The sequence below is a fragment of the Pedobacter aquatilis genome (genome assembly GCF_030409415.1).
Classification (GTDB): Bacteria; Bacteroidota; Bacteroidia; order Sphingobacteriales; family Sphingobacteriaceae; genus Pedobacter; species Pedobacter aquatilis.
Genome location: NZ_JAUFPW010000012.1, coordinates 52,721 through 71,676, shown reverse-complemented (window position 1 = coordinate 71,676; position 18,956 = coordinate 52,721). Strand labels below are relative to the sequence as shown.

21 protein-coding genes are annotated in these 18,956 nt (G+C 36.0%); 3 read left to right on the top strand and 18 right to left on the bottom strand.

The window, feature by feature from the left end; genetic code table 11:
• Nucleotides 1-47: 47 nt before the first annotated feature.
• Complete coding sequence (locus tag QWY86_RS04320) at nt 48-608, bottom strand: DUF4230 domain-containing protein (protein WP_290239148.1); 561 nt, start codon at nt 606-608, stop codon at nt 48-50.
• A 136-nt stretch (nt 609-744) separates the two neighbouring features.
• Between QWY86_RS04320 and QWY86_RS04315 the strand changes: the two genes are divergently transcribed.
• On the top strand, nt 745-1,155 hold the full coding sequence (locus QWY86_RS04315) for a hypothetical protein (RefSeq protein WP_290239146.1): 411 nt from the start codon (nt 745-747) through the stop codon (nt 1,153-1,155).
• Between the two features lie 9 nt (nt 1,156-1,164).
• On the opposite strand, the gene QWY86_RS04310 is transcribed toward QWY86_RS04315, so the two are convergent.
• From QWY86_RS04310 to QWY86_RS04295, 4 genes are all read right to left on the bottom strand, one after another.
• A complete protein-coding gene (locus QWY86_RS04310) occupies nt 1,165-2,157 on the bottom strand; it encodes an ABC transporter ATP-binding protein (protein WP_290239145.1) in 993 nt (330 codons plus the stop codon).
• A 116-nt stretch (nt 2,158-2,273) separates the two neighbouring features.
• Nucleotides 2,274-3,068 (bottom strand): outer membrane beta-barrel protein, encoded by a 795-nt coding sequence (locus QWY86_RS04305; protein WP_290239143.1) that lies wholly within the window; start codon nt 3,066-3,068, stop codon nt 2,274-2,276.
• A 90-nt stretch (nt 3,069-3,158) separates the two neighbouring features.
• Nucleotides 3,159-3,911: a hypothetical protein gene (locus tag QWY86_RS04300; RefSeq protein ID WP_290239141.1), complete on the bottom strand. Its 753-nt coding sequence runs from the start codon at nt 3,909-3,911 to the stop codon at nt 3,159-3,161.
• Nucleotides 3,892-4,461 (bottom strand): RNA polymerase sigma factor, encoded by a 570-nt coding sequence (locus QWY86_RS04295; RefSeq protein WP_290239140.1) that lies wholly within the window; start codon nt 4,459-4,461, stop codon nt 3,892-3,894. The genes QWY86_RS04300 and QWY86_RS04295 overlap by 20 nt, the downstream gene beginning before the upstream one ends.
• A 157-nt stretch (nt 4,462-4,618) precedes the next feature.
• Here QWY86_RS04295 and QWY86_RS04290 point away from each other — a divergent pair, with 157 nt between their 5' ends.
• Nucleotides 4,619-4,918, top strand: a complete 300-nt coding sequence (locus tag QWY86_RS04290) for a hypothetical protein (protein WP_290239138.1) — start codon at nt 4,619-4,621, stop codon at nt 4,916-4,918.
• A gap of 72 nt (nt 4,919-4,990) precedes the next feature.
• Here QWY86_RS04290 and QWY86_RS04285 read toward each other — a convergent pair whose 3' ends face one another.
• The 13 genes from QWY86_RS04285 to QWY86_RS04225 all read right to left on the bottom strand — a co-directional run bounded on the left by QWY86_RS04285 (nt 4,991) and on the right by QWY86_RS04225 (nt 18,037).
• A complete protein-coding gene (locus QWY86_RS04285) occupies nt 4,991-6,148 on the bottom strand; it encodes a lipid A deacylase (RefSeq protein ID WP_290239135.1) in 1,158 nt (385 codons plus the stop codon).
• Between the two features lie 169 nt (nt 6,149-6,317).
• A complete protein-coding gene (locus QWY86_RS04280; protein WP_290239133.1) occupies nt 6,318-6,878 on the bottom strand; it encodes a CopD family protein in 561 nt (186 codons plus the stop codon).
• A 26-nt stretch (nt 6,879-6,904) separates the two neighbouring features.
• The gene (locus tag QWY86_RS04275; protein WP_290239131.1) at nt 6,905-7,186 is read right to left on the bottom strand and encodes a type II toxin-antitoxin system RelE/ParE family toxin; all 282 of its coding nucleotides are present in this window, start codon (nt 7,184-7,186) and stop codon (nt 6,905-6,907) included.
• A complete protein-coding gene (locus QWY86_RS04270) occupies nt 7,186-7,395 on the bottom strand; it encodes a hypothetical protein (protein ID WP_290239128.1) in 210 nt (69 codons plus the stop codon). Before QWY86_RS04270 ends, QWY86_RS04275 begins: the two co-directional genes overlap by 1 nt.
• Nucleotides 7,396-7,434: 39 nt before the next feature.
• Nucleotides 7,435-8,460 carry a uroporphyrinogen decarboxylase gene (gene hemE / locus QWY86_RS04265; protein ID WP_290239126.1) on the bottom strand — a complete coding sequence of 342 codons (1,026 nt, stop codon included), beginning with the start codon at nt 8,458-8,460 and terminating at the stop codon, nt 7,435-7,437.
• A 198-nt stretch (nt 8,461-8,658) separates the two neighbouring features.
• Nucleotides 8,659-9,174 (bottom strand): tetratricopeptide repeat protein, encoded by a 516-nt coding sequence (locus QWY86_RS04260; protein WP_290239124.1) that lies wholly within the window; start codon nt 9,172-9,174, stop codon nt 8,659-8,661.
• Entirely contained in the window at nt 9,174-9,878 is a 705-nt protein-coding gene (locus QWY86_RS04255) for a response regulator transcription factor (RefSeq protein ID WP_290239122.1), read from the bottom strand. The genes QWY86_RS04260 and QWY86_RS04255 overlap by 1 nt, the downstream gene beginning before the upstream one ends.
• An 8-nt stretch (nt 9,879-9,886) precedes the next feature.
• Nucleotides 9,887-10,753: a sensor histidine kinase gene (locus QWY86_RS04250; RefSeq protein WP_290239120.1), complete on the bottom strand. Its 867-nt coding sequence runs from the start codon at nt 10,751-10,753 to the stop codon at nt 9,887-9,889.
• Between the two features lie 341 nt (nt 10,754-11,094).
• A complete protein-coding gene (gene hemL / locus QWY86_RS04245) occupies nt 11,095-12,465 on the bottom strand; it encodes a glutamate-1-semialdehyde 2,1-aminomutase (RefSeq protein ID WP_290239118.1) in 1,371 nt (456 codons plus the stop codon).
• 88 nt (nt 12,466-12,553) lie between these two features.
• A complete protein-coding gene (gene hemB, locus QWY86_RS04240) occupies nt 12,554-13,522 on the bottom strand; it encodes a porphobilinogen synthase (RefSeq protein ID WP_290239116.1) in 969 nt (322 codons plus the stop codon).
• Nucleotides 13,523-13,999: 477 nt separating this feature from the next.
• Nucleotides 14,000-15,580: a hydroxymethylbilane synthase gene (gene hemC / locus QWY86_RS04235; protein ID WP_290239114.1), complete on the bottom strand. Its 1,581-nt coding sequence runs from the start codon at nt 15,578-15,580 to the stop codon at nt 14,000-14,002.
• A gap of 598 nt (nt 15,581-16,178) precedes the next feature.
• Complete coding sequence (gene hemA, locus QWY86_RS04230) at nt 16,179-17,405, bottom strand: glutamyl-tRNA reductase (protein WP_290239112.1); 1,227 nt, start codon at nt 17,403-17,405, stop codon at nt 16,179-16,181.
• 407 nt (nt 17,406-17,812) lie between these two features.
• Entirely contained in the window at nt 17,813-18,037 is a 225-nt protein-coding gene (locus tag QWY86_RS04225; RefSeq protein ID WP_290239111.1) for a YtxH domain-containing protein, read from the bottom strand.
• Nucleotides 18,038-18,095: 58 nt separating this feature from the next.
• Here QWY86_RS04225 and QWY86_RS04220 point away from each other — a divergent pair, with 58 nt between their 5' ends.
• Nucleotides 18,096-18,926, top strand: coding sequence for an alpha/beta hydrolase family protein (locus tag QWY86_RS04220; protein WP_290239109.1), 831 nt, complete (start codon nt 18,096-18,098; stop codon nt 18,924-18,926).
• Nucleotides 18,927-18,956 lie beyond the last annotated feature (30 nt).

The following is an 18,956-nucleotide window of genomic DNA, read 5'->3' as shown; positions in this document are numbered from 1 at the left end:
AACGTGAGGTTTAAAGTTTTCTTAAGTGTCTTAGGTGGTAAAATACATTATTCAAAAGTCAATCTTACGTTTTCGTAACCTAAACCCTGAATAAGTGGCTTCAATACATTTGAGGCATTTTTCTTTGTCTGTGCTAAAATATCTGATTTCTTAACTTCAGCAGCAACGTGTTTTTCAGCGGCTTTGTACGCTTCATCAACTAATCCTGCCTCGCGGAAAAAAGCCATTTTTGTATCGTACACACGAGAGTTTTTGTGGTCGATTTTTACATAACAAATTTCGGGTTGTGGTAAATTTACTACAGCCGTATCTGCAACAATTTCGATATCATCTCTGGTAATTTTTGTAAGGTCGATACAACCAACAGCTTCTGCTTTTACAATTAATAAAACACTGGCTTCGGGTAGAAAATCAGTTTTATTTTTATGCTCCAATACATCACTAATTTGATAGCGAACAAGTTCCAATTTACCAATAGCCTCAATTTTCTCTACCAAAAGCTGATGTTTGCTTTCAACTGAGGTGTTGATGCTAAACTTTTTCGATATAAAAAAGTAGCCTGCAACCAGTAAAATTAACCAAGGTAAAACTCTAAATATTATTCTCATTGTTAAAAACTATTAAATCAAATTTCGATGTTGTGTCGTATTAGATAAACAATTATTAATCCACATTGTGTGATTCAGAATTTTTGGCAGTTGTTTTGTATTATGCAAAGCACACACAAATTAAACACAAATCAACATGAAAAAGCTCACTATTTTAATGATTTGCATCGTCACACTAGGTTTGGCATCTTGCAAAAAGGACACTATTGTTCAGAATACTCCAAATATCACGCTTTATAAAACGATTCAACCAAACCAATGGCTTTCTGGAAGTGATGCAAATGGACTTTATTATTACATAGACATCATGGATAACAGAATCGAGCAATATGAAGATGATGGCATAATTTTATCATTTGCAAGGTTTAATGATGATGGCTATGACGCTTTGCCCTTTACTTATGGAACTGATTCTTACAGCTATAGTTCATTTCCTGGTAGGATAAGGGTTTACCTTCAATTTAATAATAATAGAAATACATTACCTGTTAGACCAACAGCTAGCATTGGTGCAAGAATTGTATTAATTGCATCATCTGCCGATTAAAAAATTATACTAAAACTCTAAAAAACGACTAATGTTCAATTGAACGTGGTCGTTTTTTTTATGCTCGCCCCTATTCAACTGCAAAGCCCGAACGGTTACGCCATTTCTTTCCAGCAATAATTCATCATAAAAACCTTTATAATAAACATCTTTTACTTCGAAACGCCTGCTGCTCCAATTGTTATTTATTTCTGCCCATTCGGGATAAAAAACCACATTGGCCGCAAAGGTTTTCAAACCTAATTTTTCAGCATCGCCACGAGTTAAAACTATCGCATTGCCCAAAATTTGTGCAGTATAAATATGTTTAGGGTGTTGATAAATTTCTGACGGCTTACCTGTTTGCAAGAGTTCACCATTCCTTAAAATCAATAACTGGTCGGCCAGAAATAAGCCATCTGCAGGGTCGTGAGAAACCAGTATAACCGTGACGCCAGTTTCTGCAGCAACACGCTTTATATCGGCTCTCAATTGGTTTTTCAACAAGGCATCAACCTGACTAAATGGTTCATCCAACAGTAAAACCTTTGTATCGGCAACCATCGCTTTAGCGATTGCTACTCTCTGTTGCTCGCCACCGCTTAACTCAATAATCTTTTTATTTTGTAAAGGAAGGATACGCAGGTGTTCCATTATTGCCAAAGTCTTTTCAGCTTTGGTTTTTAAATCAGTATTAGAAAGCTGCGAGGCAATGTTATCGTAAACCTTGGCATAGATATTCAATGAAAAATCCTGGGTAACCATTTTCATTTGTTTGTGCCCGGGAATTAACTGTTCATCAGGACCTAAAACACGCTTATCTTCAAAGAAGATTTCGCCTTCATCGGTTTTTAATAAACCATAAATAGATTTTAACAAGGTTGATTTTCCACTACCGCTTTCACCGATAATGGCTACAACATCACCTCTGTTAATATCAAAACTAATGTTTTTTATTCCACCAGCTTGCTCGGCCTGATATTGTTTCGTTAGATTTTTTACACTGATTATGGTATCGCTCACGGGGTAAATATAAAGCTTAAAGCAGAAAGACTAAAGCTTAAAGTAAAATCTTTTGAACAAAAAAATCCTGTTTCGCCTAACCGAAACAGGATTTAACATTTTGTGTGTGTTATATTTTAATTTAAGCCAAAGGTTACACCGAAGCTCATGTTTTTCAAGCCAGCTTGTTGTGCTGTAGTAAACATATCGTTGAAATAATATTTGGTGAATAAACCTAAACCGCCATAACCAAACCTAACTGTACCTCCGTAACGAACGGCTTGAAAATGGTAGCTATCGTATTGTTTTTCTTTTCCTCTTTCATCACTTACCTGTTTAATTTTTCCATTTAATAGGAAGCTTACTTCTGGTCCAACTACAAAGTAAAATCTTTTGCCTTTGCCGTTTTCCTTTGTACGAAACTCAAAGTTTAAAGGAATGTGTACATAACTGCTTGAGAAACGATTTTTAGAAAAATTAACAGGTTGTTCTGTATAAACAAATTCGTTTGAGTTTTTTGCTATTGTAATATCTTTTCTCAATCTTATTAAAGTCCAGTCGAAACCACCTGCTACATATACCTTAAAATTTGAATTAAAGCGATAGCCAAATTGCAAGATATCAAAAGAGAAAGTGCTTGTTTTACCGCCCTTGTAATCTAAAAATTCGTTGTTGGGCGAAAGGTTAAAATCTCCGTTATCAATCAATCTAGAGAAACCTAAATCAACCCTTGTAAAAGTAATTCCGCCTACAAAACGACCCGGTTTGGCAGCTACTGCTGAGCTATCCTTTCCGCCTCTGGTAAATTTTACCATACCCAAGTTAATATCTCTTTTATCTTTCTTAACCGAATCTTGTTGTGCAAAAGCACCTGGAGCTATAACACCGGCAAGTCCGCTTACCATAAGTGCTGTAAAAATTAAACGTTTCATATTTTGTGTGTTTATTATTGAATGAGTGAGTTTTGAATGATTGAATTTTTAATGCTTAGTATTTAAATCCAGAATCCTGTAAATCCTGCCTTATTTTTTCTTTTTACCAATTTTAAAAGGACCAATATTTATAGATGAAAGTGAAGAATCATCATCATCTGTACGGAATTGGATAAACTTATCTTTCCTCTTATCCACCTTGTTTACAATCAAGTTTACCACATCCCCGACATTCCTAATGCCTTTATTTTCAGCCTGATTATTATCATTCTCAACATCATCAGTTTTAATAATAATAGGGTTTGCCGCAATTACAGTTTCTTGTTTGGGCTGTAAAATGGCTTCTTCAATTTTCGTTTTAATATCCTTTTGAGGCTCCTCAACTTTAGCAATCATCTGTTCTTGTTTTTGAACTTCAAATGCATTAACCACTCTTTGTTTTTCTACAATCTTAGTTTCCTCTTTTGCCTTAGTTTTAGCTAAAGTTGTAACTGGCTTAGCACTTATTGGTAAAGCTTGTTTTAATTTCTCAACTGGTTTTACTATTGAAACCGATGTATCAATCTTTGTATCTTCAACCAAAACCGGAGTTTCAGCTTTAAATTTAACATTGTTGGCGTATTGTTTTGGTTTAACATCTTGCTGTTGGTAAACCAAAATGCCAACTGTTGCAATTAATAAAACCGCCGCGGCCGATAACCAATAAATCGGAATTATCCTTTTTTTCTTAGGTTCAATTTCGCTTTCAATGCTGCTCCACAAATCTCTAGATGGTGCAATTTCAGCATCTTCAAAAGCGTTTTTAAATAACTTGTCAAAATCCTTATCCTGTATAGGTTGCATAACCAAATCCCTCCATTTTTATAATTTCTTCTTTTAAAATCGCTCGTGCTCTCGAAAGTTGAGATTTACTAGCGCCTTCCGAGATACCTAAAGTTTCTCCAATTTCCTTATGCGAATAACCCTCAATTACATACATATTGAAAACCATTCTATAACCGTCGGCCAGTTTTTGTATCGCTTTCATTAAATCCTGCATACCCAAAGTACCAAAATCAAATCCGGTAGATGGTTGTTCATAAGCCTCATCTATCTCCACCACATTTAAGCTGCGCAAATTTTTGCGGTAACTTTCAATGGCCGTATTTACCATTACTCTTCTAATCCAACCCTCAAAAGAGCCATCGCCTCTGTATTCCTTAATCTTCTGAAAAACCTTGATGTATCCCATCTGCAATACATCTTCGGCCTCCATTCTATCTTTAGCGTAACGCATACAAACGGCCAACATTTTCGATGCCGTTTGCTTGTAAAGCAGCTCCTGCATCTTCCGGTCGCCAGCTTTGCAGCCCTCCATCAAATCGTTTATCGTATAGCTTCGCGTCAATTTCATTGTGTGTTTGTATATAGTAGATGGCAGATTACAAACTTTGGTTGCATAAGGTGTTAAAAAAAGTTAAAATAATTTGTTTTACATTGATTATCAGATAGATAAATTAAATATTTTCTTCAAGAAAGATATTATTTTTTGATTTGGAAAGCAATGGCAGATGCATTTTTTAAAAGTTAGTCCCGCTAACCGTTCCAATCTTTTTGCGACTGGTCAGTGTAAACCTGTCGAAGACCAGCAAACAAAAAGTATTTCCACTTTTATCGGGTTTGTAAAATTGGTCCAGTTTTTCAAACTGAGGGGTTACAAAGGACTTAATTTGGCTGAAGCCAAACGCAATTTGCTTAATCCGTTGGCTGAAGCCAATGGCAAAGAATGGCGATATTTAAAAAACGGGAACGATATTAATTTATATTTCTGGGTAATTGCAACAATTTGGCTTTTTGAATTAACTAATTAGGTTATCTGCATCATCCATTTCATGTCCGTCTGCTTCAGCTGACGGCTCACTAATGCAATTAATTTTCACCCTTTACCTATCAGCTTTCTTAACCTTAAACAATTTGAAATCCTGTTTGTAAGTCAAGAAAAATGAATGATTAAACTGCAACTGCTTATCTGTATTATCCAAATCAATATGTGGCTCAAAACGGACATCCAAATACAAATTAGGAATCAGTTCCTTTTGATAAGCATATCGTAACGAAACAATATTCCTGCCGCTTTGCTTTAATCCGTTAGTATATAAATTACTCGAAACCGATTCATACAAAGGCATTCCTTTAATCGAAATGAAGTTATTGCCCTTCCAATAGGAAGCAACCAAACTGCCCCATTTACTTTCAACACCAGCGTTTAGCCACATTCCAAAACCACCTTGATAAGCTCTTCTTTTATCAGGCGATAAATCTTTGTAAACTGCAATATAATTATCCGTGTAAACCTCTTTAATATTGCTATTAATTTCTTTATGCAATTTCAATCCGGCTGCACCGTTAAAAACTGTACTAATCGGAATTTCCTTTAAAACATCAATTTGTCCGCCTTGGTGAAAAGCTAAAAACTGTGCGGGAAAACTAAATTTCCAGCCATTATTTTCAGCAATTGTGGTTTCGGTAGATAAACCACCAACAATTTCTTCCTTTGCCGCTTCGCCTTTTTCAATCATTTTTTGCCAGGCAATCCAGGCATCCAAATTAAATCTCTTGCGATTTACCAATAATTGCGTTCCATATTCAATTGGATTCGTTATGGTTCTTTCAAAATCATAAAGCGGCTCTATATATCTGTGTTGAATTCCACCTTCTAAACTTCCAAAAATCAGGGTTAAATTTCTTTTATGATACTTTAAGTTAAATAAGGGCTTGGCATCCGTAATTCCGTTTCTTCCAAAATCTTTACGGATAAACGCTCCAGCGGTAATCGCCAAATTCGGATGGGCATAATAAACGACTTGTGGTTGCAACTGCGTTCCGTATAACGTATAACCATCGTGAAAGTCATTGGTATACTCATAATTACGAACATAATTAAAATTGTAAAAGTTAAAGTGAACCTCGTTGGTTAAGCTACTATCTGGGCGAACCCTGTTTTCTAAAGCTGCCTGATTAAACTGTGCCGAAGCAAAATATGTAGTAAAAAGAAAAGATATAAAGAATAAGGTTTTTTTTAAACCTGGGGTTATAAACATGAGCTTGGTTTTTATCGCTCAAATTTAGGATAGTTTTTTCATAAACTATAAGCAGCAAGTACCAAGTATCAAGAAATATATACAAGTTTACTCAAGGAGAACAAAAAGGTCTCATCAACCCCGCAAAAAAAGTAATTTAGCTTAAATGCTATTCTTTGAGCTTTCTGCTTTAGTCTTTCTGCTTATTGCGATAATTTTTATACAGCTTCACCGCAATCATTATCGCCATCGCAACGCCCATAATGCCAATTAAACCATAAATCCAGTTTAACGCATTTTTTAAAATCACTACAAAAACAATGGCAATCATAAAAATGGTAGCCAGCTCACGCCATAAGCGCAATTGAAAACTCGACATTTTAAATTGATTATTTTTAAGTTGCTTAACAATGTTTTGGCAAATAAAATGATAAATAATCAATCCAATAACGAAGCCAAGTTTTACATGCATCCAATCAGCTTGCAGCAAACTTGGGTGTAAAGTAAGCATAGAAATACCTGCCAAAACAGAAATTATCATGGCAGGGGCGCAGATAATTTTCCATAAGGTAGCTTCCATCTTTACAAACTGATTGACTAGAATCGTTTTTTCAGGCTCGGGCTTTTCGTTAGCCTCAGTGTGATAAATAAAAAGGCTTAAAATATAGAATAATCCTGCCATCCAGCTAATTACAAATACAATGTGTACAGCAAGAAAGTAATAGTAATAGGGTTGAAGAGTTTCTATCATTAGATGTCAACGAAATAATGTTATAACTAAAATAAATCAGAATGAGTACCTAATCTTAAAAGAATTATCTCATTCTCATTTGTTATATCAAACCAAATAATCAGTAAATCAGGTTTAATATGAGCCTCCCAATTATCCTTGTAGTTTCCAGTGAGTTTGTGAGGGAAATATTTTTTTTCGATGCCTGCTGCACCGCTAAATTGTAGTTTTACTAAGAAATTTTCAATTAATTCTAAATTTTTAGATGCTCTTTTGATTACTTTCTTTGCATCCTTTTTGAATTGGTTGGTAGGTCTTAAAGTAAACATTATATAGAACCAAGAAATGATTTTATATCTTTTATTGGCTCCCCAATACCAATCCCTTTATGGGCATCTTCAATCGTTTTGCGAGTAAGTTTATTTGGAGCACTAACTTTCTTAGTGCTCTTTTTATGGATAGTAACACCAAGCTCTTTAAGCAAGCTCTTAACTAAAGTACTTTTGCTTTCAGGAATATCAATAATTAATGTTTCCATATTCAAATATAATTAATTTTAAGCCGTTGGCAAATGAGCTTAATACCTAAACTCCTTAACCACATCAATTGCATATTTCACATTATCAAAAGGAATATCTGGCATTATACCATGACCTAAATTGAAGATAAAACCTTCAGTTCCATGCATACGCTCAAATAATTTATGAATCTGCGCTTTGATTACCGCTTTATCAGCATATAAAATATGTGGGTCTAAATTTCCCTGTACTGCAATTCCCTTTGGCAAAGCATTTTTAATGTTCAGTAAATCTGCATTCCAATCAACTGAAATTACATCAGGTTTTGCTTCTGCCATTATAGGTGCAAAAACCGAACTTCCTTTGCAGAAAGAAATTACCGGAATGTCTTTTCTATTTAAGTTTGCAATGATTTCCTGAATATAACGGTGAGAGAATTCCTGATAATCATTCCAAGATAAAGCTAATGCCCAACTATCAAAAATTTGAACTGCATTTACACCAGCAGCAATTTGTAAGTTTAAATAATCGGCGGTAACTTTTGCAATTTTAGCCAAAAGTTTATGCGCCAATTCTGGTTGATTATGAATAAAAAGCTTGGTTAATTTAAAATCTTTTGATGAACCTCCTTCAATTAAATAGCTCATTACCGTGAAAGGTGCCCCAGCAAAACCAATTAAAGGAATACGATTATCCAAACGTTGTTGAATCACTTTAATCGCATCAGCAACATACTGCAATTCATCTAAGCAATCAACATTTAAGTTTTCAATATCCTGAGCATTACGAACAGGGTTTGCAAACTTTGGCCCAACACCTTGAGTAAAGCTCAAATCACCACCCATAGCCTCACCAGTTACCAAAATATCGCAGAATAGAATTGCAGCATCAATATCTAACAAATCAACAGGCAACATCGTTACATCAGCAGCAATGTCAGGAGTTTTACACATCTCTAAAAAAGAGTATTTGTTTTTAATTTCCCAATATTGTGGCATAAAACGACCTGCCTGACGCATCATCCAAACTGGTGGACGTTCTGTTTGTTTTGAAAATGCTGCGTCTAAAAATAAATTATTCTTCATGATTTGTTGTTAGTACCCGTTTAGTCGTCATGCTGAATTTAATTCAGCATCTTTTTATCCACACGTCATCCTGAAATGAATTCAGGATGACGTGTGGATAAAAAATTTTTAGTTCCGCAAAGGTATAAATAAAAAAAAAACGAAGTACCTTTTTATTCCTAAACTGGTGCTTCGTTATTCAAAATGACAATACGAATATTATAATTTGCTAATTTCTCTTTCTATTTTAACAATAATATCTTTTGAACGTTCTGTATCTGCAAGTTCCTTTGCAATTTTTGTATAAGCTTCGGCTTTCTCTTTATCCTTTTTTCGCAAAGCGAGATTTGCCAAATGTATTAAAACGTAACCTTTTTGGGTTTTACCACCAACAGGAAAGCGACTTGCCAATTGAAAATGATATTCAGCTCTATCGTAATCCTCTTCTTTTAATGCAATATTACCTTGCATAAATTCGTAGTACCCTCTCCTGTTTTTTGATAAACGCTCAGGATTAGGAACTTCGGCAAGCATCAGCTTTGCTTTTGCAAACTCGTTATTTTTAAAATACTTTGAAGCCATTAAAACAGAACCGTGCCTGATGTGACTCCAAACTACAAAACCAAATAAGAAGCCTGAAACTGCTGCAAGTTCATACTGATTAAAGAAGATACAAACTAGCGTAGCAACGATAAAAACAGCCATTAAGGCATACCTGCCGATACTGTTATACATTAATGGATATCAGTAAATTTATAACCAACACCACGAATAGAGTGAAAGTACATAGGATTTTTCTGGTCTGGTTCGAAATACTTACGGAACGTTAAAATGAAGTTATCAATCGTTCTGGTTGATGGATAAACATCGTAATTCCAAACCGTTTCCAAAATTTGTTCACGAGAAACTGCATCATTCTTACGCTCAATTAAAAGCTTTAACAACATCGTTTCTTTCTTCGTTAATGGCGTAATTGTACCATCATCATGTTTCAATTCAAAAGAATTAAAATAAATAGTTTTATCGCCGATTTTGTATGAATTTAATTCTTTTAAATCGTCGGATTTTAAACTGCGTTTAACTAAAATTCCAACACGAAGAATTAACTCCTCTAAGTTGAAAGGTTTAACTAAATAATCATCAGCCCCTTTTTTCAAACCTAAAACACGATCTTCTGATGTGTTTTTAGCTGTTAAAAACATAATCGGAACTTCTGCATTCTCTAAACGGATTGTTTCACAAACCTGGAAACCATCCATTTCAGGCAACATTACATCTAAAACAATTAGATTAAAGCGTTCTTCTTTAAAAACTTTAAGAGCGGTTTTGCCATCTTTAACGGCGTGAACTTTATAACCTTCCAGTTCTAGGTTTAATTTGATAGCATCTAACAAGTGGTCCTCGTCTTCTACCAATAGAATTCTTAATTTTTGTGACATAATTGAGATTAACTAAATGTTACTTCAAAAATACTTCCTTGAGGCAAATTGTCTTTTACTGTAATATCTGCATCATGGTATTGTAAAACCTCTTTCACAATAAACAAGCCTAAACCTGTTCCTTTCGCTTTCCTGACATTCTCATTACCAACGCGGTAAAACTTATCAAATATCAACATTTTTTCGGCATCCGAAATACCTGGCCCCTTATCAATTACACTTAGGCGAATATGCCCATCAACCATATCCAATGCCACATTTATCTCATCACAAGGGCTCGAATACTTTACCGCATTTTCAATCAAATTCGTCACAACTGACGATAAGGCAAACTTGTCACCCATTAACTGCAAATTTGGCTGAATTTGAGCATTAATCAACTGCTCGTTACCGCAAGAATGAACCTGCAATCTATCGGTAATTCTATAAACCAATTCCGAAAAATTAAATTCCTCTTTAGGAAATGTGTATGACCGATTTTCAATCTTGGTTGCTAGCAACATATTTTCCACCAAGTCATCCAAACGTTCAATATCCTTTAAAGAATTCGTTAACAACGATGTTTGACGGGCTTTATCTAAATCTCTTTTAACAATGGTTTGGATAGAAAGTTTTATTGCAGCCAAAGGCGATTTTAATTCATGTGTTATCGACATCAAGAAATTCTGCTGTTGCTCCCTAAATTTATCGTCTCGTTTTAACGCTTGATGCAGAAAGTAACCGCCAATGCAAAGCAAAAATAAAAACACAGAACCCTCGCCCATAATCATCGTCATGCGGCTGGGTTGCAAACGCACCACCAAAGTACCCCATGAAATAAGCTGAATTAAAGCGTAAAGCAACAACGCGTAAAATATGATAATTGATTTTTTCATTTGTCTTTACCAGGATTTTCGTGATTCGATGATTTAAACATTTATTCCTTAAACACTAAATTATATTATTTTGAAAAGCAATTTTCTGTTCATTTTGGTTATTTCAGTCCCGCTTTTCGTTGCAACCTTTTTGTTATTATCAGTCTGAGCCTGTCGAAGACCTGCAACAAAAAATATTTCTACTTCAATCGGGTTTAGGGAATCTAAGGGGAGTACGCTATAAACTTAAAAACCACCCCCACCCCTCCTTGAAAATAAGGAGGGGAGCTCCCCTCACAGTTTTATAATCCTTTGCCAAGAACGCAATCCTTATTCTTTGTTCCTTTATCTTTGTTTCCTACCTACTTCTTAAACACCAAATCCAGCGCTTCAAAAATTGCTCTTTTTGCTTTCTCCAGTTCTATTTTCGTATGTGCGGAAGATACAAAACCAACTTCATAACCCGATGGACCCAAATAAATACCACGGTTTAACAATTCACGGTGCATCACTTTAAATTTTTCCATGCTGCTCGCATCAATATCATCAGCCGATTGAATCTTATCCTTATCCGTAAAGGCAAACCAAAATATAGAACCAACTGTAAACACCTTAAATTTATAATTTCTGGCTGTTGCGAAACGTTGAATACTTGCTACGAAATCTTGTGTCTTATTGTTTAAGTCTTTGTAAAAACTCGACTTATTCAATTCCGTTAACGTTGCAATACCAGCTGCCATGGCTACCGGATTTCCAGATAATGTACCTGCTTGATAAACACCACCATCAGGCGAAATATGCGCCATAATTTCGGCTCTCGCACCGTACATACCAACTGGCAAACCACCACCAATAATCTTTCCGTAAGTTACAATATCAGGCGTGATGCCATAGTAAGCTGCAGCACCTTCAAAACCTACACGAAAACCCGTTATAACCTCATCAAAGATTAACAATGCACCATTATCCTGAGTAATTTTACTTAAGAATTTGATATATTCTTCATCTTGTAAAATCAATCCGTTATTGGCGGGGATACCCTCTATAATTACCGCAGCAACCTGGTCTTTAAACTGCGCAAAAGCCTGTTCAATTGCAGCCGTATCATTCAATGGAATTACAATGGTTTCCTCAGCAAAAGATTTTGGAACACCAGCCGAAGAAGTTTCACCAAAAGTAACCAAACCCGAACCCGCTTTAACCAAAAGAGAATCGCTATGACCGTGGTAACAACCCTCAAACTTGATAATTTTATCTTTACCGGTAAATCCTCTTGCTAAACGAATCGCCGACATAACTGCCTCTGTACCAGAGCTTGTGAAACGAATTTTCTCTACAAAACGATTGTTTTTAATAATCAATTCTGCCAGTTCATTTTCTAAAGCTGTTGGCGCACCGAAACTCATGCCATTTTGCATCACCTCGGTAACTTTCTCCCTAATTTTAGGGTTGTTATGACCTAAAATCAGCGGTCCCCAACTTCCACAGAAATCAATAAACTGGTTTCCATCTGCATCCCAAATATAACAACCATCTCCTTTTTCGATAAAAAGTGGCGTACCATAAACCGATTTAAACGCCCTAACTGGCGAATTTACGCCACCCGGAAAATACGTTTTTGATTTCTCGTACAATTCCGCAGATTTTACCCTCGAAATATCAGGTTTACTTCCAGTATTTAAAGGAATATCGGCCTCGTTGCCTGAAAACATTTTCTTTAATGAATCTAACATTTTTATTAAGGTTTAGGGCTTAGAGGCCTAGGGTTTAGGGCGATGGTCTGAAAACCTTTTACCTTATACCTTTTACCTCAAACCTTTCTTACATCCAATCGTTATTTAAAATATCTTTAATGTGGTAAGTGGTAATAATACTTGCCCCTGCTCTTGCAAAAGCATGCATGGTTTCCATTACAACTTTTTGTTCGTCAATCCAGCCACGTTCTGCAGCCGCTTTAACCATCGAGTATTCGCCCGAAACATTATAAACTGCAATAGGCAAATTGGTATCTTGTTTCAACCGCTGAATAATATCCAGATAAGCTAAACCTGGTTTTACCATCAAAACATCAGCTCCTTCTTGTTCATCTAATTGTGCTTCACGCAAAGCTTCCAAAGGATTTCTGAAATCCATTTGATAGGCCTTTCTATCGCCTTTACTTGGCGCACAATCTGCTGCTTCTCTAAATGGTCCGTAATAAGCAGAGGCAAATTTCGTAGCGTGACTCATAATCGCTGCATTTACGAAACCATTTTCGTCCAGCAAATTACGCATCGCTTCAATTCTGCCATCCATCATATCCGATGGCGCAAACATATCTGCTCCCGCTTGCGCATGGGTTAAGGCCATTTTCGCAATTACATCAACGGTTTTATCATTCTGAACGTAATCGTTTTCCATAATGCCGCAATGTCCGTGAGTAGTATAAGAACAAACGCAAACATCTGTAACTACATATAAATCTTCGTCAAATTGCTTCTTCAATTCGCGAACTGCTGTAGGTACTAACGAATGGTCGTGGTAGGCAGACTTTGCATCAGCAGATTTTTCATCGCCCACACCAAAAAGCATGATTTTATTCAAACCTTTCTTCATTCCAGCCTCAACATCTTTAACCAAAGTATCAACCGAATAATGGTTTACACCAGGCATAGCGTCAATGGCATGCGTAACATTCGTTCCTGGCACCACAAAATAAGGGTACACAAACATATCTTTCGATAGTCGGGTTTCGGCTACCATCTCTCTAACCAACGGGTTTTTCCTTAATCTTCTCGGACGATGTAACATTTTATTTGTATCAAGTATTTAGTATCAAGTATTTAGACTTGAATGTTGTATTATTTCAATCGCCATGGTCCGTGTCTTCACGAAACATTTTATTGTCATATTGAGCGTATTTGAAGTATGAAAAGCAGTTTCAGTAGTTCTTCGGTTACTGTAGTCCCGCTTTTCGTTGCAAGCTTTTTGTGATGGTCAGTCTCAGCCTATCAAACGCCTGCAGCAAAAAGGCTTTCCACTTCAATCGGGTTTAGAGAAACTTAGTTTATGCAAGAAACTAAAAAACCACCCCCAACCCCTCCTTGAAAATAAGGAGGGGAGTTCCCCTCAAAGTTTCTGAAATCAGTAATTCAAAGCTGTTCTTTTTCGCTTTAAGATTGCTCAGCACCTCGCAATGACGAGATGGTCTTGAGTTTCATTTAGGTCTTTCACCTTAAGTCTTTCCGCTCCCAAACCCTCCACCTTAAACCTTTAAACCCTCTGCCTCTATATTATTTCTATTCCAAAAACCGCTTCCGACAATCCAATTTCATCTGGCGAATACGGTAAAGCATACTTCACACCCATTTCATCAAACTTCTTACCAGTAGAATTTCCAATCGCAATAACTTGCTGGCCAGGCTCCAGTAAATTATCAGCGAAATACGCATCAACATTTGATGGACTGGTGAAAATCAATACATCAGCATAACTTTGGTCAATATTTTCTTCGATTACCGTTTCGTAAATTGGTAAATCGATAATCTTAGCATCGGGTGGTAACGATTTTTGAATGGATTGCAATGAATCTTGCGCCCTTGGAAACAATATATTTTTGCCTGTAACCAATTTTGCAAAATCTTCAGCAACTTCTTTAATATCGCCGCTTGTACCTACAAAATCGGCGAAATGATTAAACTTGCGTAAAGCATCTTCCGAACCTCTACCCACAACGCCAAATTGCGTTTTCTTTGGCAACTGAGGTTTTAAATTGAAGAAATACTCCACACTATTGCGACTGCTAAAGAAAATCCAATCGATATTTTTTAGAATAAACTGGTCTAAAACAGTTACAATCGGGAATGTACGGATTAACGAACGTCCTTCGATTTCGATATTATTACTTTCTAAAGCTTTTCGGAAATAACTGTGCTCGCCAATTTCGCGTGAGATGAAAACCTTTTTAGGTTTTTTTCTTGATGCATCAAACTTGGCTACAATTTTTTCGGCTAAACCATCGGTCGTTTCCGAACGCAGAAACAATCTTTCAGGGAAATCTTCGGCAGTTTCAGCTTTTGAAGTCCAAACTTCAAATTCGCCATCTTCTTTTTTGCAATAGCAACCTAAAGGCATATGACAACCACCCTCAAAAAGATTTAAAACCTTACGTTCTACACCAACCTCTTCGGCTGTTGCAGGGTCGTGGAGTTTTTGCAAAGCATCAAAAAGTTCACCATCATTTTCTCTGATTTGAATAGCCAAAGCACCTTGAGCGGGTGCAGGTACAAATTCCGTAGCTTCCAATTCTTCTACATGAAACTCGCTAACATCTAAACCTAAACGTTTAATGCCTGCTTTTGCCAACATAATCGCATCGTAATCTTCATCACGAAGCTTTTGAATTCTTGTTGGTACGTTTCCGCGTAAATCTTCAATTTCTAAATCAGAGCGTAAACCCAATAACTGTGCTTTTCTTCTGTTTGATGAAGTACCAACCATCGCTCCCTTTTTTAAAGAAAGCTTCTGTGAAACATCAACACAATCTTTTAAAATTAAAAGATATTCGGTTGCCTCTTCACGTGGAGGTATTGCTGCAATGGTTAAACCAGCAGGATGCGTAGTTGGCAAATCTTTTAAGCAGTGAACTGCCAAATCGATTGTTCCGGCTAAAAGTTCTTCTTCCAATTCTTTGGTAAAAAAGCCTTTTCCTTCTAATTTATCTAAACGTAAATTCAGGATTTTATCGCCCTGCGTTTTAATAATTTTGATCTCTGCTTCGATGCCAATAGCAGCCAATTCGCTTTGAATATGATTTGCTTGCCATAAAGCAAGTTCGCTACCGCGTGTTCCGATGGTTAATTTCTTCACTGTTTTATTAAATGATTTGCAAATCTAATTAAATACGGCTTTATCTTGTAAAATGTTTAAAAATGAGACAGTGAGGTTACATTCTGAGCTGAAAAAATGAAGCTGAAAGATGCGTTCGTGGGAACGTTAGCAGCGGACGTGAGTTATTTTGCGATTTGCAATTCCCCTCCTTTGCAGGGTGCCCGTATTGTAATTTAGTTACACCATATATAGTCGTCATTTCGACCGCAGCGAAGCGAGTGGAGAAATCTTTTAAAGCTATCATTTTCAAAGATTTCTCCACAAGGTCGAAATGACGACTCTTATTAGCTTAATGACATTGGGAGTGCCCAAATGGCGGGGTGGTTTTTAAGTTTCAGCGCACAAGCTTAGTTTCAATAAACCTGATTGCAGAGAAAATACTTTTTGTTGCAGGTCTTCGACAAGCTCAGACTGACAATAACAAAAAGATTGTAACGAAAAGCAGGACTGAATTAACCGAAAAGCAGAGAATTTGCTTTTCAAAAAAATAAAAATGTTTCGTGAAGACACGAACCATGGTGACAAAAAATATAAGATTAACTTTGCGTTCTTTGCTCCTAAACTTTGCGGATAAAACTTATGATTCTTTAACCAAAATTTCTTTGGCCATAATCATCGGCACACTTATGCATTTTTTCTCCATGTAATTCATTACACGCTCTAAAACTTCACGAGATGCATCATCCATTTGACTAATTTCATCAGCGAACACCCCGTTTAGCGCTGTATTTTTGATTTCCTTAATTTTACGGGGAACATCTTGCATGGCCAATTCGATACGACGTTGTTTTAAAACGGTAAAAAACTCGGCAATGTTAGCGTTAATGATATCCTCGGCGTGAACCAATTCGTTGTAGCGCTCTTGAATATTTTTGCGGGCAACTTCTTTTAAAGATTCTACCTCGATGTAATGAATCGGATTGTTATGAATAACAGCTGGCGCAACATCATTCGGAACAGCTAAATCAACAATTACCTTTTTACCTGTATCGCCGTTGAGCAATTTGGCATAAAGTTTTTCATCAATAATAGCCTCCGTAGAACCAGTGCAAGTAATAATTACATCAAAACCTTCGGTAAAATTTTCCAAGGCTTCTAATTGATAAGCTTTACCATTCAGTTCTTCGGCCAAAGTTTCGGCTTTAGAAAGGGTGCGGTTAAAAATTGAAAAATTAGAGTATTTATGCTTGTTAAGGTATTTTGCAATATTTTGGTTGGTTTCGCCTGCACCAATAATTAAAACGCGTGAATTGCCACACATATTTAATTCTTTAAGCTTACGGTAAGCCAATGAAACAACAGAAACTGGATTTTTTGAGATATTGGTATGTGTATAAACTTCCTTAGCTGTTTTTACTACCCTATCCATAATCATACGCAAATAATCGCCTGTAAAACCTGCATCGCGACAGTTTTCGTAAGCTTTACGTATTTGAGCAAGGATTTCCTTTTCGCCAACAACCAAACTTTCTAAAGAACAAGAAGTTCTTAAAAGATGATTAAAAGCCTCTTCATTTTCAAAAACGGTAACATTATCAAGGAAACGCTCCATAAATTCAGGAGGCAACCCCATATCTAAAACGGTAAGAAATTTAGTAACAAACTCTTTGTCGGTTTTTTCTTTGGTTAAAAAAACAAACTCAACGCGATTACAGGTACCGATATAGAAAATTTCGCTAACAGGAAGCTCGGCTTGCAGATTTCTCAACCTGTTATCTAAACTTTGGTCACAAATAACTAATTTCCCTAAAGATTTCAAGTCGATGTGGTGATGCGTAAAAGCTATTACTTTTAAATATTCCAAGTGATTCCGTTGTTAACTATTATCGGGATACAAAAGTAACAGGGTTGATGCATGTCACCGTCATTAATCTGTAATTTACATCAATTTAGAACGGTTTTAAATAAATGCAATAACATGACACAAGATATTAAAACTCATAAATAGCTCTAAATGTTAAGGAAAGCACTTCCAGCAAAACTATTAATGTTAGCCCCGCTTTTCGTTTCAATCTTTTTTAACTTCTGTCATTCTGAGGAACGAAGAATCTGTTTCATCGGTTGCAGATGCTTCGTGCCTCAGCATGACAGCTTATTTAAAGTTATTACAAACAAAAAGTATTTCCACTTCAATCGGGTTTTTAAACACAATTATGTGCTAAAAATTAAAAAACCAACCGACAAAATGAAATTTTATCCTTTAAAGTATAATTACTTTTTCTCCTCATCTGAGGTTAAGTCTTCCCATTTTTCCTCAGCTTGTTCTTTTAAGTCTTCTGCCTTTTCTTTGGTTTCAGCCCAAATATCTTCAGCTTTATCTTTTATTTCATCAATTGCATCTTCAGCCTTTTCTTTAAAATCGCTAAATTTATCCTTTAAATTATCAAAAAATCCGTTTTCTGACTCAGTATTTGGTGTTTGGTTTTCTGTGCTCATGTTCTTTGTTTTTATAAATTGAGGCAAACACTATTCCAATAACATTTGTTAAAATATTATGATTAAACAAAGTGAATTTAGCCTTAAAGGCGCAGACGAAAAACTAATTATTGGCGACATTACTTTTGATGAAAACAACCCCAATACACCAATTGTGCTTTTTATTCATGGTTTTAAAGGATTTAAAGATTGGGGAACACACAATTTAGTAGCCCGATATTTTGCGTCCAATGGTTATCGATACCTCAAATTTAATTTATCGCATAGTGGTGTGTCCGCCGATAATCCAAACGATGTTAGCGACTTAGAAGCTTTTGCCGAAAATACTTTTTCTAAAGAACTTTTTGATGTAAATGCGGTGTTAGATTTTATTGAGAAATCTTATGGAAAAGAAACGGAAATTAACGTTATCGGCCATAGTCGAGGTGGTGGTTTGGCCATTGTAGAAGCTGCCAACGATTTGCGCATTAATAAAATTATTACCTGGAGTGCAATTTCAAGTTTTAATAGCCTTTGGAAAAAAGAACAAGAAGCAGAATGGAAAAAAACCGGAAAGATTTATGTTACCAATGCTAGAACAAAGGAACAAATGCCATTAAATGTTGCTTTACTAAACGATTTTGAAGAAAATGCGGAGACTTTAAATATCCTTAATGCGGCAAAACGGATTAACATTCCCTGGTTAATTGTTCAAGGAGATGATGATGTAAATGTACCGTTTGAAAATGCGCAGAAATTGGCAGAAAGCAATTTGAATAGCAAATTAGTAAAAATTGAAGGCGCAAATCACGTTTATGGTGCAACACACCCTTATGAAAGTGAAACTTTGCCACCGCTCTTATTTAAAGTTTGCGAGAAATGTTTGGTGTTTTTAAAAGAGAAGTTTTAGTGACCGTCACCCTGAATTCATATCAGGATC